We start from the raw sequence: 16,208 nt of genomic DNA on the forward strand, positions 1-16,208 counted from the left end.
TGTTTTTTTTGCGAATACCATCAGAACGGTCAAGTCATTTCCGAGGGAAATTATGTGAATGGCAAAGAGCAAGGGCTTTGGCGTGATTATTATCCTGACGGAAAATTTGCCGCCGAAGGACATTATGAGCATGGTGTCGAGGTAGGGGAGTGGAAGTACTGGGATAACGGTGGCGTATACATCCAGGAAACCGGCTTGGCCAGCGAGAAGGCCGATGCCGCGATGCAGATGCTGAATGCAGCGGGTGTCGTGCATGGCGGCAGGTCAGACATGCGAGGTTGACCATGTTTTCCTTGTCAGTGCAGGTTTCCGGCCTTGGCAATGCCAACAACAGAAACTGGCAGTCCTGCAAGAACGTTGTGGCCCTGTTTATCTCCGGCGTCAGCACCGCATGTTTCTATCTCGCTATCAAGTTGATAATCGATCATGTCGATTGAATGGCGAAAATTGGCACAAGCTTTTCTTCTTCGTTTGCCAGAAAACAATACCGCCTGACATGGCACGCCGCCATTTACCGAGTGACAAGAGTGTCGTCAGGCATGCCGGCATCGTCGCCATCGAAGATGGGCGCGCGATTAAAAATCCTTCATTATTCGAGAACCGAAAAGGTGAGATCATTAGGCCATGGCTGCGCCTGGAAGGTTTTTGCATATGGTCAGTCATGCTAGACATATCAATAAAATCTATATGAGACATCTTAGCCACCTTTTCGGGAGAACTTTACATGAAATATATTTCGCTGATACTTTTGAGTGCCGCGGCTGTCGCCATCGCGGGTTGCGCCAGTACGCCGTCTGTCAGTACGCCGGGCGACCTGGTTGCCAATGCAGTCTTGAAGCCTACGCGCGACAGTGAAACCAGCGGCAGCGTCCGTTTTGAGCAGAAGGGCGGCCAGGTATGGGTGACTGCCAGTATCGCGGGCCTGTCGCCGGGCCGGCATGGCTTTCATATCCATGAGAAGGGCGATTGCAGCTCGCCAGATGGCTTGAGCGCGGGCGGGCATTTTAATCCGACCGGAACCCAGCATGGCAATCCGGCCAGCGGTCCGCACCATGTCGGCGACTTCGGTAATCTGGAAGCGGATATGAATGGCATGGCAGAATTGAAAACATCGTTTCCTGTGAGCCAGATTTCGCTGGACAAGGGCGCCGCGAACAGCATTATCGGCCGTGGCCTGATCGTGCACGCGGGCGAGGATGATTTCCGCACCCAGCCGACCGGCAATTCCGGCGGCCGCGTGGCTTGTGGCGTGATCGCGCTGAAGTAAATCCAGGCAGTGCTGGCGGCGTCCATGCATGCCGTCAGCAATGTTGTGGAGTGAGCGGCCATGGCAGGGGCGTTGCCAGGTATTGTGTCTTCAGGCTGGAGCAATTAGTTTCATGATGCTAAACTAATTGTCCAGCACAGATAAAGCCACCGCCGCCACGGCATCTCCATGACGAATACCGCAACACTTGCACCCGGCCCCGGCCATTCGCGGCCCGGCCGTCCTCCCACCATCACGCGTGAACGTATCGCCGATGCCGGTATGGTCATGGGCTTGCCCAGGATGACGTTTGTCGGCGTGGCCGCCTTGCTAGGCGTCAGCCATATGGCCTTGTACAAGCATGTGGCGAACCTGGCAGCGCTCAAGCTGCTGGTGGCTGAAGCAATTTTTACGCGCTGGCAGCTCCCCGATACCGGCAATGATGACCTGGAACACTTCCTGCTGCGTTTCAGCGCGTCCCTGCGCGAACTTGTCAAAGCCTTTCCTGGCCTGGCGCCTTACCTCATCCGCAGGAAAGTGGCCACGCCCGCCATGCTGGCCAGCATCGCCGCGCATCAGGCTGAAGTGGCGCACCTGTACGGCATATCTATCGACCGTGCCCGCTGGCTGCTGTCGACGGTGGCCTTCCACTGCATCGCCCTGGCCGATACCGTCTATGCGGTGGCAGATGAAGCGAGGGAAGAGGACGATGAAGAGCTCGAGGCCGAGTTTGACCTGGGCATGCATGCGCTGATTATCGGCGCACTGGCCATGCAGCCGCGGTAAGGGAACCTGATTGCACCCGTTTCATGAATCTTATACAATGCAAATAATTATCATTCGCATTTAAAATCATTGCCCATCGCCTGCCGGCCATCGGGCACAGGAAGGATATCGTGGGCACCGCCGAATTCGCGCTACAGCAACAAGTCAACACCTTATACGTAGATCATCACGGTTGGCTGCGTGGCTTGCTGCGCCGTAAGCTGGGCAATGCCTTCGACGCAGCTGATCTGGCGCACGACGTCTATCTGCACCTGATGAAAACGGGGCGCGTCCCGCCCGTCGATGAGTCGCGCCGCCACCTGACCCAGATCGCCAACGGCCTGGTGATCGACTTGTACCGCCGCCGCCAGATCGAGGCCGCTTACCTGGATGCGCTGGCCATGCTGCCGGAAGCGTTTGCGCCCTCCGAGGAAACGCGTGCGCTGGCGGTGGAAGCGCTGGTCGAAATCGATGCGGTATTACACAGCCTGCCGGCCAAGGCGCGCCAGGCGCTGCTGCTATGCAAGCTCGATGGCATGAGCTATCGCGACATCGCCGCCGAACTGAAGGTATCGGTGTCGTCCGTTGAAAAATACCTGGCCGCCGGCCTGCAGGCGTGTTACCACGCCTGGCACGGGACGGGGCGTTGATCAGTCCTGCCATCGTCCAGCGCGCGTCCGAATGGATGGTGCGGCTGTGGGCCGATGACGCCAGCGAGGCAGACCGCGCCGCCTGCGAACGCTGGCGCGCCGAACATCCTGACCACGAACTGGCCTGGCGCCGGCTGCAATCGTTCGACGATAAACTGTCCAGCGCGCCGCGCGAGGTGGCTCGCCACGTCTTGCGCGAGCCGGCTCCCGCCACCTTCCTGGCGCGCCGGCGCGCATTTCAACTGCTAGGCCTGGCCATCACGGCAGGTGGCGCCGCCTATCTGCTGGGCGGCAGCGAGCGCTGGCAACTGGCCATGGCTGGCCACAGCACGGCCACCGGTGAAATCCGCAGCATCGTCCTGGCCGATGGCAGCACGGTGGTACTGTCTTCCTCCTCGGCCATCGACGTACGTTTCAATGATCATGAACGCCTGATCGTGCTGCGGACCGGCGAAATCCTCGTCACCAGCGCGCCCGATCCCGCAACCACTTATCGCCCCCTGCGCGTGCGGGACCGCCACGGCACCGTGCAGGCGCTGGGCACGCGTTTTACCGTGCGCCAGCAGGCCGATAGCTCACAGGTCGCCGTGTTCGAAGGCGCCGTCGAGGTGCGGCCCGCGCATGGCGTGGACATGGCCGTGCGTGTCAACGCGGGGCAGGGTGCGACTTTCAGCACCAACGCGGTGCAAGCGCCGGCCAGCGTGACGGACAGCGCCGCTGCCTGGAGCCGCGGCTTGCTGGTGGCGGACGGCATGCGTCTCGATGCGCTGCTTGCGGAACTGGCCCGCTACCGGCCAGGCTTGCTGCGCTGCGACCCGGCAATCGCGCACCTGAAAGTCAATGGCGTTTTTTCCGTGCGTGACACGGATAGGGCGCTGCATAACCTGACGCGCGTGCTGCCGGTAGATGTGGTATCGCGCACCCGTTACTGGGTGACGGTGACGGCGGCCGCTCCTGCTACAAAATAATCCGGCAATCGATTGAGGGTTTTGCGATCTCGTTCGGGAGATAAGCAAGAGCTTATTAATTTCCGGGAGTTGGTATGAGTAGCAGTGAAGCGAGTCCGATCGCGCAGGTCTTGCGGCCCATCCGCGGGCGGCTGTTTGTTGCGTGTTTGCTGTCCGCCGTGGGCAGCATGCTGACCCTGGTGCCGCTGGCCGGCATCGCTGAAATTGCCAGGGCCGCCATGGGTAGCACCCACGCAGTGCCGGATGCATTGTGGACTATCGTCGGCATCAGCATGGCCAGCCTGCTGGCCGGCATGCTGCTGGTGTCAGCCGGCGAGATGCTCGCCCACCTGGCCGACAATCACATCACCCACCATCTGCGCCTGCAAATCACGCGCCGGCTGGCGCAGGTGCCGCTGGGCTGGTTCACCAGCCGCGCATCGGGCGAAGTCAAGCAGGCGATGCAGGATGATATCAACACCTTGCACAGCCTCACCGCGCACTTTTTTACGACCACGGCGCGCGCCGCTGGCGTGATCGCCGTTGCACTGGTCTACCTGTTCGCCATGGACTGGCGCCTGGCCCTGATCGCGATTGTGCCATTTCCCGGCTTTTTCCTGTTCTTCCGCCGCGCCATCAAGGCCAGTGCCGGCAATATGCAGGAATTTGTCGCTGGCCTGGGGCGCATCAACAATGCCGTGATCGAATTCGTCAACGGTATCCCCGTCGTCAAAGCCTTTGGCGCCACGGGCCGCGCACATACAGGCTACCGCGAGGCGGTCGATGCGTTCGCCCATGCCTTTGACGGTTTTACGCGTCCCCTGGTGTCGTCCATGGCCAATGCCAACGCGATGATCGCGCCGGTCGCCGTGCTGGGGGTGGTGCTGGTAGCTGGCACGGTGTCCGTCGGCCTGGGGTGGATGGCGCCCGTGGACGTGCTGCCGTTCGCGCTGGCGGCGCCCGGCATATCCGCGCCGCTGCTGCTCTTGCATTACCTGACGCATGACTTGAACAATGCCACGGCCGCCGCGCAGCGCGTGCAGGCCTTGCTGCAAACGCCCGTGCTGGCACAGCCAGAATCAGGCCAGTCACCTGCCAATAGCGAAATCTGCGTCGAGAATCTGTCTTACAGCTATGACGGGCAGCATCCGGTGTTGTCAAATATCAGTTTGACGCTCAAGCCGGGTACCGTGACGGCCATCGTCGGCGCTTCCGGTTCGGGCAAGTCCACCCTGGCGCGGCTGCTGCTGCGCTTCTTCGATCCCACGCAAGGGCGCATCACCCTGGGCGGTATCGACCTGCGCCAGATCGCCACCTCGGAACTGTACCGCGCCATCGGTTTCGTGCTGCAGGAAGTGCGGCTGATACACGCCAGCGTGCGCGAGAACATCGCGCTGGGCCGGCCCACGGCCAGCATGCAGGAAATCGAAGACGCTGCGCGCGCGGCCAACATCCACGAACGCATCCTGGCCCTGCCGCGCGGTTACGACTCGGTGGTTGGCGAAGATGGTCAATTGTCTGGCGGCGAGCAGCAGCGCGTGAGCATCGCCCGTGCCGTGCTGCTGGCGCCTTCCGTGCTGGTGCTCGATGAAGCCACCGCGGCGGCGGACGCTGAAAACGAAGTGCTGATCCAGCAGGCGCTGTCGCGCTTTGCGCAAGGCCGCAGCCTGCTGGTGATCGCCCACCGCCTGGACACCATCATGCATGCAGACCACATCATCGTGCTGGAAAACGGCGCGATAGCCGAACAAGGCCGCCATGCCGAGCTGCTGGCGATGAACGGCCGCTATGCGCGGCTGTGGAAGTTGGGCGCTGATCAAGCAACGCTGGAGGCTGCACCATGCTGAAAACCTTTATTCAGTTACTGGGAGACGACGCCCCCGTGTTCCGCCGCTACGCCTCGATGGCGATAAGCTATGGTGTGCTGTCCGGGCTGACGATGACCGTGCTGGTGCCCGTGCTCAGTCACTTGCTGGCTGGCGAGGTGCAGGCCGCTGGCGGGTGGCTGGCTGTGCTGCTGGCCGGCATGGTGGTTTGCTGGGCCTGGCGCCGCATGCTGGAAAGGGCGGGCGTGCGGGTCGGTGTCACCGTGCTGCAAGCAGGGCGTCAGCGCATCGGCGTGCAGGTGGCCGGTTTACCGGTGGGCTGGTTCACGCCAGAGAACACGGCCAGATTAAGCCACCTCGTCACGCAGGGCATGATGCAGGTGGCGCAGCTGCCCGCGCATGTGCTGACGCCCGTGATCAGCGGCGCCGTCACGCCGCTGGTGATCGTGCTGGCCTTGTTTGCCCTGCACTGTAGCCTGGGCTTGCTCGCCTTGCTGTCGCTGCCGGTGCTGGCGGGGGCCTTGTTGCTGACGGCCCGCCTGGGCCAGCGCGCCGACGACGCCTATCACCGCCACTTCGCCGCCAGCAGCGCGCGCATGGTGGAATTCGCGCAAGCGCAATCGGTGCTGCGCGCTTTTGGCGGCGATGGCGGCGGCACGCGTTTGCTGGAGCAAGCCATCACTGACCAGCGCCAGGCAGGTGGCCGTTTGATTGTACTGTCGTCCCTGTCGGCCGTGTTCAATGCCTGGGTGGTGCAAGCCATCTTTGGCGCCTTGCTGGTGGCTGGCGCGCTATGGCTGCAAATGGATACGGACAGCGTCATTGCCGTGATCGTGGCGCTGCTGCTGGTGATCCGCTTCATCGATCCGCTGCTCGACGTGGCCGCGTATGGCGAAGTGCTGCGCGGCGCACGCGGGCAGCTCGATGCCGTGCGCGAGATCCTGGCCGTCCAGCCTTTGCCGCAAGCGGCAGCGCCGCAGCCACCCCGCGATGGCTCGGTCGAATTGATCGATGTGCGCATGCGTTATGCGGCAGATCAGGCCGAAGTGCTGCGCGGTCTCAGCTTGCGCGTGGCTCCCGGCAGCATGACGGCGCTGGTGGGCGCTTCCGGCTCGGGCAAGAGTACGGTGCTGCGCCTGATCGCCCGTTTCTTTGATGTCGATGCGGGCAGCGTGCGCGTGGGCGGCGTCGATGTGCGTGACATGTCCAGCGAACAGCTGGCTGGCCAGATCAGCCAGATTTTCCAGGACAGTTATCTGTTCCAGGGCAGCATTGCCGACAATATCCGCATCGGCAAGCCCGATGCCAGCGAGGCCGAAGTACTGGCAGCGGCAACCCAGGCTGGCGTAGCCGAGATCATCGCCCGCTTGCCCGAGGGCCTGGCGACGGCCGTGGGCGAGGGCGGCGTGCGCCTGTCCGGCGGCGAACGCCAGCGCATCGCCATCGCGCGCGCCCTGATCAAGGATGCGCCCATCCTGCTGGTCGATGAAGCGACGGCTGCGCTGGACGCCGAAAACCAGGCGGCCATCGCCGCAGCACTGGCCCGCCTGCGCGGCAAGCGCACGGTGATCGTTATCGCGCATCAGTTATCAACGGTGGCCATGGCCGACCAGATCGTGGTGCTCGATGGCGGCCAGGTCAGCGAACAGGGCAGGCCCGCGCAATTAAGCGCGAGTGGGGGCCGCTACGCGCAATTCCTGGCCCAGCGCCAGGCGGCCAAGGGCTGGACGATTGCATCGGCACCGCCGCAGCACGGGGCCGCGCCTTGAGGCAGTCCGTCCCCCTGCGCTTGCTGTTGACCGGATTCGTGTTGCTGTGCGGCGCCTCCTTGCTGGTGGGCGCCAAACAGCTGTCGTGGACGCAACTGCTGGCCGGTTCCGGCGATGCCTGGCTGACCCTCACCGCCAGCCGGCTGCCGCGGCTGGCCGCGCTGGTGCTGACGGGCGTGGGCTTGTCGGTCTGTGGCGTGATCCTGCAGCAAATCGTGCGTAATAAATTCGTCGAACCAGCCACTTCGGGTGGCCTCGATGCGGCCAAGCTGGGCATGTTGATATCTCTGACGTTGCTGACGGGCGTGGGGGTGGTCGGCAAGATGCTGTTTGCATTGACCTTCTGCTTTGCCGCCAGCGTGCTGTATGTGGCCATCATCCGCCGCATCCGGTTCAAGAACACGGTGCTGGTCCCCGTGGTGGGCCTGATGTATGGCAGCGTGCTGAGCGCGATTGCCGAGTTTTACGCCTACCGCAACAACATCCTGCAAAACATGCAGGGCTGGCTGCTGGGCGATTTTTCGCGCATCGTGCAGGGACACTACGAAATCATTTACCTGATCCTGCCCATCGTGGCGCTCACTTACCTGTACGCGCAGCGTTTCAGCGTGCTGGGCATGGGCGAGGGCATGGCCACCAGCCTGGGCCTGAACTATGGCGCGACGGCGGCGCTGGGGCTGATGCTGGTGGCCGTCACCGTCTCGGCTACCGTGATCACGGTGGGGGCGATTCCCTTTGTGGGCCTGGTGGTGCCCAATCTGGTGGCCATGCATTACGGCGAAAACCTGCGCCGCAGCTTGCCCATCGTGGCCCTGTGCGGCGCTGCGCTGCTGCTGGCCTGCGATATCGCGGGCCGCTTGCTGATCTACCCGTTCGAAGTGCCGATCGGCTTGACGGCGGGCGGCGCGGGCGGCTTGCTATTCCTGGCCTTGCTGATCTGGAAAAACAAATGATGCGCCTCTCTCCACGGCCGGCCATCTGGCCGCCTTTGCTGGTTCTGCTGGTCCTGCTGATCCTGCTGACTCTGGCGGCCACCTTTGTGTTCTGGTCGTCCGGCTTCGATTTCGATTACGTGATCCCCAAGCGGCTGGCGCGCCTGGCCGCTATCGTGACCGGCGGCGTGTGCGTGGCGTTTTCGTCCATCCTGTTCCAGACCATCGCCGGCAACCGGCTATTGACGCCGGCCGTGATGGGCTATGAAGCCGTGTATCTGCTGCTGCAATCGCTGCTGATCCTGGCCGTGGGCACGCAGGCGCTGGTGGTGGTGAGCCAGATCAATAACTTCTTCCTGTCCATCGCCTTCATGCTGGCTTATTCCTGGGCCATCCACCGCTGGCTTTTACGCGACGGCAAGAACAATGTGTATTTCCTTTTGTTGCTGGGACTGGTGCTCAGCATGGTGATCGCCACCTTTACCCAATTCGTCCAGCTGCGCATCAGTCCCGGCGAGTTTTCCATCCTGCAAGGTTATAGCTATACCTCGTTCAACCGGGCGCAACCCGTGCAACTGCTGTATTCGGGTCTGCTGGTGGCTGGCGCCTGCCTGGCCGGCTGGAAAACCTTGCCGGTGCTGGATGTCTTGTCCCTGGGCCGCGAGCAGGCTATCTCGCTGGGCGTGTCTTACCGGCGCTATGTGCAGTGTTACCTGGCCCTGATCGCGCTGCTGGTGGCTGTCTCGACCAGCCTGCTGGGGCCGACCGCCTTCATGGGCATCTTTGTGGCCAACATCACCTATGCGCTGGCCGGCAGCGTGCGGCACCGCATCACCTTGCCGCTGGGCTGCGCGATTGCCATCGCCATCTTTATCGCCGCCCAACTGCTGGTCGAGCACGTTTTCAATTACAAGACCACCGTCAGCATCCTCGTCAACCTGGTGTGCGGCGCTTATTTCCTCGCACTCATGGTGCGCAAGCAGGGTAGAGCATGATTACTGTCAAAAATATCCATAAAAGTTATGGCAGCAAGCACGTGCTGTCCGAGGTCCATGTGCAATTTCCCAAGGGGCAGGTTACTTCCCTGATCGGCCCGAACGGTGCGGGCAAGTCCACCTTGCTGATGCTGATTGCACGCTTACTGGAACCGAGCCATGGCGAGATCCTGCTGGAAGGCCAGGCGATTGCCGGCATGCGTACGGCCGACTATGCGCGCCTGGTCGCCACCTTGCGCCAGTCGCCCGACTTCAACCTGCGCCTCACCGTCGAGGAACTGGTGGCTTTCGGGCGCTTTCCCTACAGCCGGGGCACCCTGACGCCGCAAGACCGGCAAGCCATCGATGACGCGATTGCCTTTTTATCGCTGGACAAGCTGCGCCATGCCTACATTGATGAGCTGAGCGGCGGCCAGCGGCAAATGGCTTTCCTGGGCATGACCATCGCCCAGCAAACGCAGTTGCTGCTGCTCGATGAACCGTTAAATAACCTGGACATGAAACATGCCGTGCAGATCATGCGCGCGCTGCGCCGCCTGTGCGACGAGCAGGGCCGCACCGTGATTTTAGTCGTGCATGACATCAACTTCGCCGCCAATTACTCGGACCATATCGTCGCCATGAAAGAGGGCCGGCTGGCCTTCAGCGGCCCGGTGGACGAGGTGGTGACGCAAGCGCGCCTGCAAGCGCTGTACGAACTGGATTTCGACATCGTGCGCAGTGAGCGTGGCTGTCTTTGTAACTATTTCAACCCATCAGGAGAACTGGCATGACCCGCACTTTATTCAAACTGGCCGCTTTGAGCCTGGCGCTGACGGCATTGCAAGCCTGCAGCAAGACAGAACCTGCTGCCGTGGCTTCCCAGTCCGCCTACGCACCGATTACCGTCACCCATAAGCTGGGCGATACGGTGATCACACGGCAGCCCCAGCGGGTGGCGGCACTCGATATGAATGAAGTCGATTTCCTCGACCAGTTGGGCATACCCGTGGCGGGCACGGTCAAGGATTATGTGCCGCATTTCCTGGGCAAATACAAGGATGATGCGCAAGTGCAAGACCTGGGCGCCATCGTGCAGCCCAACCTGGAGCGCGTGCACGCCCTCAAGCCGGACTTGATCCTGATCACTTCCTTGCAAGCGAATCACTACAAGGAGCTCAGTGAAATCGCGCCCACCCTGCATTTCGACGTCGATTACCGCGACAGCCGCAGCGGGCATATCGATGTCGTCAAGCAGCATTTGCTGACGTTGGGGCACATCTTCGGCAAGGACGAGCTGGCCCGCCAGAAGGCGGCAGAACTCGATGCCAGGGTGGCCGAGGCGCGCAGCGTGATCGTAAGCCGTCCGGAAAAGGCCCTGATCGTGTTGCACAACAATGGCGCCTTCAGCGCGTTTGGTCTGAAATCGCGCTATGGCTTCGTGTTCGATGCGCTGGGCGTCAAGCCGGCCAGTACCGCCGTGGAAGCGGGCTTGCATGGCCAGCCGATATCGAGCGAATTCATCCAGCAAGCCGACCCGGACATCATTTATATCGTCGACCGCACGGCCGTGATGGAACACCGTCCCGTGATGGATGCCGAACGCATGAGTAACCCGCTGTTGCGCCAGACCAAGGCCTGGAAGAACGGCAAGGTGGTCTTTGCCGATGCCGACGCCTGGTATATCACGGCCGCCAGCGTGGGTTCGCTGAATCTGGTGATTGATGACGTGCTGAAAGCTTACCAATAAATTCAATTCTGATTGAGGGTTTTGCCATCTCGTTCGGGAGACTAGATAAGAGCAAACCACATCATAAAAAAGGAATCGAGCATGCAACACCGTTTTCAGTCTGCACCTTTCAATCCGACCTTGAGCCGCCCGGCTGCTGCCGTGCGCGCCGTCGTGCTGGGGCTTGCCCTGCCCGCCAGCACCGTGCCTGCGCTGGCCCAGTCACAGGCTAGTGTTCAGACGACAGAAGCCAGGAACAACTTCAACCTGCCGGCCGGTCCGCTGGGTCAGGTTTTAAACAGCTTCGCCACCACGGCCGGGATCGAGTTGACGGTCGATACCGCCTTGCTGCAAGGTAAAAGCAGCAAGGGCTTGTCGGGCAGCTACAGCGTGCGCGAGGGATTTGCCGAGCTGCTGCGCGGCCATCCCTTGCATGCGGTGCAGCAAGCCAATGGCAGTTATACGGTCAGCCGCTTGTCGCAACAGGGTGAAGTGGTGATGCCGGGCGTAACGGTGCAGGCGCAGCAGGGCGGGGCAACGCAAGCGTATGCGGGTGGCCACGTAGCGACTGGCGGCCGGGTTGGCTTGCTGGGTAGCAAGGACTTCATGGAAACGCCATTCAATACCGTCAGCTATACCGAACGGTTTATCGAAGACCGGCAGGCGCGCGACATCACGGACGTGATCTCGGCTGTCGATCCGACCGTGTTCAGCACGGGCATGACGGGCACCATCAATGAAAACTTTTCCATTCGCGGTTTCAGTTCCAGCATCAGCGATGTGACGGTGAACGGCTTGTTCGGCATTTCTCCGTATTACCGCACCTCGCCCGAAATGTTTGAGCGCATCGAAGTATTGAAAGGGCCGTCGGCCTTGCTCAATGGCATGCCGCCAGGCGGCTCGGTGGGCGGCAGCGTCAACCTGGTGCCCAAGCGGGCGGGCGACGAGCCGTTGACGCGCGCCGCCCTCAGTTATCTGTCCGACTCGCAATGGGGCGGCCATGTGGATATCGGCCGGCGTTTCGGCGATAACAAACAGTTCGGTGCGCGCTTCAATGGCGTCTACCGCAATGGCAATGGCTCGGTCGACCATCAGAAAAAGGAAACCCAGCTGGCCTCGCTGGGCCTGGACTGGCGCGGCGATGGCGCGCGCGTGTCGGCTGATCTGTATCAAAGCGACGACCGCACCGATGGCTTAAACCGGGGCATCAACCTGGCGCCTGGCATCGGCGTGCCCAGGCTGCCGAAACCCGATACCTTGCTCAATCCCAGCTGGGCTTTTTACGACACCAGGGACAAGGGCGTCATGCTGCGCGGCGAACTGGACTTGAACGAGTCAGTGATGGCCTATGTGGCCATGGGCGCCAGCCAGACCGATTACCACTCTACGGGCGCCTACCTGATCCAGGTCTTCAATACGGCTGGCGATTACCGCACCAACCTGGCCGACCTGGCCTTTGAAGTGGACCGCAGGTCGGCCGAGATCGGTTTCAAGGGCAAGTTTCGCACCGGCGATATCGGCCACCAGTGGGCCGTGAACGCCACCCATTACAACCATACCGATAAACAGTATGGCCGCCGCAATGTGCTGGCCAAGGACTGGATCACCAATCTGTACAACCCCGTCTGGGGCCCGGCCAGCACGTTTAACGCGCCGCAAATCTCGCGCGCGGAATTGCGCCTGGCCAGCGTTGGCCTGGCCGATACGCTTTCCTTTATGCAAGACAAGCTGCAATGGACGGTGGGTGTGCGCCGCCAGGATGTCGTCAGCGATACCTTCAATGTGGCCACCGGCGCGCGCACGGCCCGCTACGAGCAAAGTGCCACTTCGCCGGCCACCGCCTTGCTGTTCAAGCTGACGCCGCAATTGTCTGTGTACGGCAATTACATCGAAGGCTTGAGCCAGGGCAGCACGGCGCCGATGACGGCCGCCAATGCGGGCGAAGTGTTTCCACCTTTTAAAACCAGGCAAAAGGAAGTGGGCCTGAAATTCGACCTCGGTGACTTTGCCCACACGGCCAGCCTGTATGAAATCAAGCGCCCCAGCAGCTATATCGATCCGGTCACGAACGTATTTTCCGTCGGCGGCGAGCAGCGCAACCGTGGCGTCGAGTGGAGCTTCTTTGGCACGCCTATGTCCGCGGTGCGGCTGATGGGCGGCGTGGCTTATGTCGACCCCAGGCTGACGCAGACGGCGGGTGCTGTCAACCAGGGCAAGCAAGCCACGGGCGTACCCAAACTGCAAGCCAAGCTGGGCGCCGAGTGGGATGCGCCCACGGTGCCGGGCCTGACCTTGAGCGCCAATGCGACCACCGCATCGAAACAATACATCAATGCCGGCAATACCTTGTGGGTGCCGGGCCGCACGGTATTTGACCTGGGCGGGCGCTATGCGACGACTATCTCTAGCCAGCCGCTGACGCTGCGGGCCAATATCACGAACGTCAGCAACAAGGCGTATTGGGCCATGCCGCAATTGACCAGCCTGGGCCTGGGCGCACCGCGCACGGTACAAATTTCGGCCACGATGGACTTTTAAACGGGCGATAGCAAGGGATGCTGGCTGGCCGTGTGGAAGTCGCGCCAGACGCGGTTGATGACGCTGTCTTCACGGGCCGCATACAAGCCGCACAAGGGGTACAGTTCATTGACGGCCGCGCGCGAAACGGCTGTCAGCGCCAGCGAGCTGCCTTGTACCTGGGCCATATCGTCGGCCGTCAGCGCCTCACCACCCGCCACTTTGGCCCAGCTATTGTCCAGCACGGTGTAAAAGTGGCTGCGGCCGGCAGTAAAAGCTTGCTGTCTGGTCTGCAGCAGGGCTGCCACTGCCGGCACCTCGATCAGCGGCAAATCCTGGCCCGCATGGCGGCGGTGCCTGATGCATTCCTGTGCCAGCTGCATGAAATGGCTGGCCATGCCGGCCACATTGGCGGCCAGGGTGACGTAGGCCAGCGAATAAAACGGGTAGCGGTACAGAGGACCGGCTGCCGTGGCAGCCTCGGCCTTGATGGTAAAACCGTGTGCTTGGCTGACCCAGGCATCTTCGATGCGGTAGCTGTGCGAAGCGCTGGCGCGCATGCCAAGGCTGTTCCAGGACGGGATCAGCTGTACCTGTGCGGCCGGCACCAGGAAGGCGCGGATGCGCGGTCCGCCATGTTCGTCCAGCAGCGGCTGGCCATGGCGCCGCAGCACGGCGTTCAAGGTAAAGTGCGTGGCCATCGGTGCGCCGCTGGCGTAGTCCCAGCGGCCGCTGATGCGGTAGCCATCGCCATCTTCATCGGCAAAACCGGTGGGGGCGCCGCTGCCGCCCAGGCAGACGCGGCGTGTACCGATAATCTCGCGCGCCAGTTCCGGCGCCAGAAATCCCGCAAACCAGCCGGCGCCCGCGCACAGCGTCAGCACCCAGCCCAGGCTGCCATCGATGGCGGCTACCGCTTCTTCCAGGCGCACCACTTGGGGTAGTGGCAATTCCGCGCCGCCGCTGGCCTGCGGCGCCAGCATGGTGAGCCAGCCGCGCCGGTGCAGCAAGGCCTGATGCACGGGATGCAGGAAGCGGGCCGCGTCGGCCAGCGCCGCATGACTGGCGATGCGCTGCGTGTCGCGGGTGGAGAGGGGAGCACTGGCGGACTGGATCATGGAACTTCAATTCGATGGCAAAGGCGGGAATTTTCGCACAGCACGGGCTACTTGTGTCTCCGGCATGGCATGATAGGGCTATCTTGCAGCTTGATCAACAGTCCAGGGGAGAGCATGAAAATAATCGAGGCGGGGCAGGTGGACCAGGCGCTGGCGTTTCCTGCGCTGATCGATGCGCTGGAAACAGGCTTTCGCGGCGATTACGGCATGCCGCCGCGCCAGGTGTTTCAGCTGGCCGGTGCGGATGCAGCATCGCACGATGGCTTTGCGCTGCTGCCGGCGTGGAACGATAGCTTGATCGGCGTGAAAGCTTTCACCTATTTTCCCGACAATGAAGCGGCCGGTTTTGCCTCGCTGTATTCGAAGATATTGCTGTTCGACCGCCAGCATGGCGTGCCGCTGGCGCTGGTCGATGGCACCTCGATTACGTACTGGCGCACGGCAGCCGTCTCGGCGCTGGCTGCGCGCCATCTGTCGCGCCCCGAATCGTCGACTTTGTTATTACTGGGCACGGGCCGGCTGGCGCCGTTCCTGGTGGCGGCCCATCTGGCCGTGCGCGACATCAAACGGGTATGGCTGTGGGGCCGCGACGCCGGCAAGGCGGCCGCCTTGCAAGCGCGTTTGCAGCGTGCCCATCCCGGCGTGGAATTTATTGGCATCGCCGATATTGCGTCGCATGCGGGTGACGCCGACATCATCGTCAGCGCCACCGGCGCCGCCACGCCGCTGCTGCAGGGCGCGTGGATCGCTGCCGGCTGCCACGTGGACCTGCTGGGCAATCACAGCCCGGACCGGCGCGAGTGCGACAGCGCGCTGATCGTCAATAGCACGGTGCATGTCGATAGCCTGGACAATGTGCTGCGCGAGGCGGGCGAGATATTGATCCCGATTGCCGAAGGGGTGTTCCGCGCCGACGCCATCGCCGGTGAGCTGAAGGATCTGTGCCGCAATGGCATATCCGGCCGCCGCAGCGCCGTAGAAATCACCGTCTTCAAGGCCGTCGGCACGGCGCTCAGCGACTTGCTGGCGGCGCAACTGGTGTTGGCAGGGGTGGCCAGTTGACTAAAAAGACGCTGGCCGTCAAGCCACGCAAGACGCCGCAGCAATCGCGGGCCGGGCATACCGTTGCCACCTTGCTGGAGGCGGCAGCGCTGGTGCTGGAAACGCAGGGCATCGCGGGCTTCACGACCAATCTGGTGGCGCGGCGCGCGGGTGTCAGCATCGGCTCGCTGTATCAATACTTTCCAGGCAAGGATGCCTTGATCGTTGCCTTGTGCCAGCGCGAGCGCGCCGCCTTCCTGGCCGATGCGCAAGCTGCGCTGCAGCAGGCATCGGGGCCGGCTGCCCTGGCACAGTTGATCAAGGCTTCCGTTCATCAGCAATTGCAGCGGCCCGTACTGGCGCGCCTGCTTGACCTGGAAATGGGCCGTCCGGCCATGGTGAGGGAGTTGCAGCCTTTCCGCGAGGCGATGCATGATTTGATACGGCAACTGCTGGAGTATGAAGGGTTCTTGCCACAGGCTGATATTGAAATCGCCAGCGACGACATCATGGCCATCGTGCGTGCGATGGTCAATGCGGCGGGCGAGCGGGGAGAAGCCGACCGTGAGGGATTGACAAACAGGATACATCGCACGCTGTCCGGCTACCTGGGAATGTGAGCAATCCCAGGTAGCAATCAGTGCAAGCCTGCAGGCAAGCGCCGTTCCAGCCTTGCCGGAATGCGAGTTTCCAG

General features: G+C 62.2%; 16 protein-coding genes. 14 read left to right on the top strand and 2 right to left on the bottom strand.

Annotated features, from left to right (window positions below):
- Window positions 1-54: 54 nt before the first annotated feature.
- A complete protein-coding gene (locus tag ACL9RI_RS10640; RefSeq protein WP_422726540.1) occupies window positions 55-282 on the top strand; it encodes a toxin-antitoxin system YwqK family antitoxin in 228 nt (75 codons plus the stop codon).
- A gap of 14 nt (window positions 283-296) precedes the next feature.
- On the opposite strand, the gene ACL9RI_RS10645 is transcribed toward ACL9RI_RS10640, so the two are convergent.
- Complete coding sequence (locus ACL9RI_RS10645; RefSeq protein ID WP_422726541.1) at window positions 297-428, bottom strand: hypothetical protein; 132 nt, start codon at window positions 426-428, stop codon at window positions 297-299.
- 296 nt (window positions 429-724) lie between these two features.
- Between ACL9RI_RS10645 and ACL9RI_RS10650 the strand changes: the two genes are divergently transcribed.
- From ACL9RI_RS10650 to ACL9RI_RS10700, 11 genes are all read left to right on the top strand, one after another.
- Window positions 725-1,267: a superoxide dismutase family protein gene (locus tag ACL9RI_RS10650; RefSeq protein WP_422726542.1), complete on the top strand. Its 543-nt coding sequence runs from the start codon at window positions 725-727 to the stop codon at window positions 1,265-1,267.
- A 168-nt stretch (window positions 1,268-1,435) separates the two neighbouring features.
- Window positions 1,436-2,032: a TetR/AcrR family transcriptional regulator gene (locus ACL9RI_RS10655; RefSeq protein ID WP_422726543.1), complete on the top strand. Its 597-nt coding sequence runs from the start codon at window positions 1,436-1,438 to the stop codon at window positions 2,030-2,032.
- A 110-nt stretch (window positions 2,033-2,142) separates the two neighbouring features.
- Window positions 2,143-2,661 carry a sigma-70 family RNA polymerase sigma factor gene (locus ACL9RI_RS10660; RefSeq protein ID WP_422726544.1) on the top strand — a complete coding sequence of 173 codons (519 nt, stop codon included), beginning with the start codon at window positions 2,143-2,145 and terminating at the stop codon, window positions 2,659-2,661.
- A complete protein-coding gene (locus tag ACL9RI_RS10665) occupies window positions 2,658-3,629 on the top strand; it encodes a FecR domain-containing protein (protein WP_422726545.1) in 972 nt (323 codons plus the stop codon). Before ACL9RI_RS10660 ends, ACL9RI_RS10665 begins: the two co-directional genes overlap by 4 nt.
- Window positions 3,630-3,703: 74 nt before the next feature.
- Window positions 3,704-5,455: an ABC transporter ATP-binding protein gene (locus ACL9RI_RS10670; protein WP_422726546.1), complete on the top strand. Its 1,752-nt coding sequence runs from the start codon at window positions 3,704-3,706 to the stop codon at window positions 5,453-5,455.
- A complete protein-coding gene (locus ACL9RI_RS10675; protein ID WP_422726547.1) occupies window positions 5,449-7,203 on the top strand; it encodes an ABC transporter ATP-binding protein in 1,755 nt (584 codons plus the stop codon). Before ACL9RI_RS10670 ends, ACL9RI_RS10675 begins: the two co-directional genes overlap by 7 nt.
- The gene (locus tag ACL9RI_RS10680) at window positions 7,200-8,156 is read left to right on the top strand and encodes an ABC transporter permease (RefSeq protein WP_422726548.1); all 957 of its coding nucleotides are present in this window, start codon (window positions 7,200-7,202) and stop codon (window positions 8,154-8,156) included. Before ACL9RI_RS10675 ends, ACL9RI_RS10680 begins: the two co-directional genes overlap by 4 nt.
- Window positions 8,156-9,130 carry an iron chelate uptake ABC transporter family permease subunit gene (locus ACL9RI_RS10685; protein WP_422726898.1) on the top strand — a complete coding sequence of 325 codons (975 nt, stop codon included), beginning with the start codon at window positions 8,156-8,158 and terminating at the stop codon, window positions 9,128-9,130. The genes ACL9RI_RS10680 and ACL9RI_RS10685 overlap by 1 nt, the downstream gene beginning before the upstream one ends.
- The gene (locus ACL9RI_RS10690; RefSeq protein ID WP_422726549.1) at window positions 9,127-9,903 is read left to right on the top strand and encodes an ABC transporter ATP-binding protein; all 777 of its coding nucleotides are present in this window, start codon (window positions 9,127-9,129) and stop codon (window positions 9,901-9,903) included. The genes ACL9RI_RS10685 and ACL9RI_RS10690 overlap by 4 nt, the downstream gene beginning before the upstream one ends.
- Window positions 9,900-10,859: a siderophore ABC transporter substrate-binding protein gene (locus ACL9RI_RS10695; RefSeq protein WP_422726550.1), complete on the top strand. Its 960-nt coding sequence runs from the start codon at window positions 9,900-9,902 to the stop codon at window positions 10,857-10,859. The genes ACL9RI_RS10690 and ACL9RI_RS10695 overlap by 4 nt, the downstream gene beginning before the upstream one ends.
- A gap of 81 nt (window positions 10,860-10,940) precedes the next feature.
- Window positions 10,941-13,376 (top strand): TonB-dependent siderophore receptor, encoded by a 2,436-nt coding sequence (locus ACL9RI_RS10700; RefSeq protein WP_422726551.1) that lies wholly within the window; start codon window positions 10,941-10,943, stop codon window positions 13,374-13,376.
- Here ACL9RI_RS10700 and ACL9RI_RS10705 read toward each other — a convergent pair.
- Entirely contained in the window at window positions 13,373-14,473 is a 1,101-nt protein-coding gene (locus ACL9RI_RS10705; RefSeq protein ID WP_422726552.1) for an acyl-CoA dehydrogenase, read from the bottom strand. The genes ACL9RI_RS10700 and ACL9RI_RS10705 overlap by 4 nt on opposite strands.
- 114 nt (window positions 14,474-14,587) lie before the next feature.
- Between ACL9RI_RS10705 and ACL9RI_RS10710 the strand changes: the two genes are divergently transcribed.
- Both ACL9RI_RS10710 and ACL9RI_RS10715 read left to right on the top strand, forming a co-directional pair.
- Window positions 14,588-15,535, top strand: coding sequence for an ornithine cyclodeaminase family protein (locus ACL9RI_RS10710; protein WP_422726553.1), 948 nt, complete (start codon window positions 14,588-14,590; stop codon window positions 15,533-15,535).
- Complete coding sequence (locus tag ACL9RI_RS10715; RefSeq protein WP_422726554.1) at window positions 15,532-16,134, top strand: TetR/AcrR family transcriptional regulator; 603 nt, start codon at window positions 15,532-15,534, stop codon at window positions 16,132-16,134. Before ACL9RI_RS10710 ends, ACL9RI_RS10715 begins: the two co-directional genes overlap by 4 nt.
- Window positions 16,135-16,208 lie beyond the last annotated feature (74 nt).

The organism is Janthinobacterium sp. Mn2066 (assembly GCF_049319705.1).
Classification (GTDB): domain Bacteria; phylum Pseudomonadota; class Gammaproteobacteria; order Burkholderiales; family Burkholderiaceae_D; genus Janthinobacterium.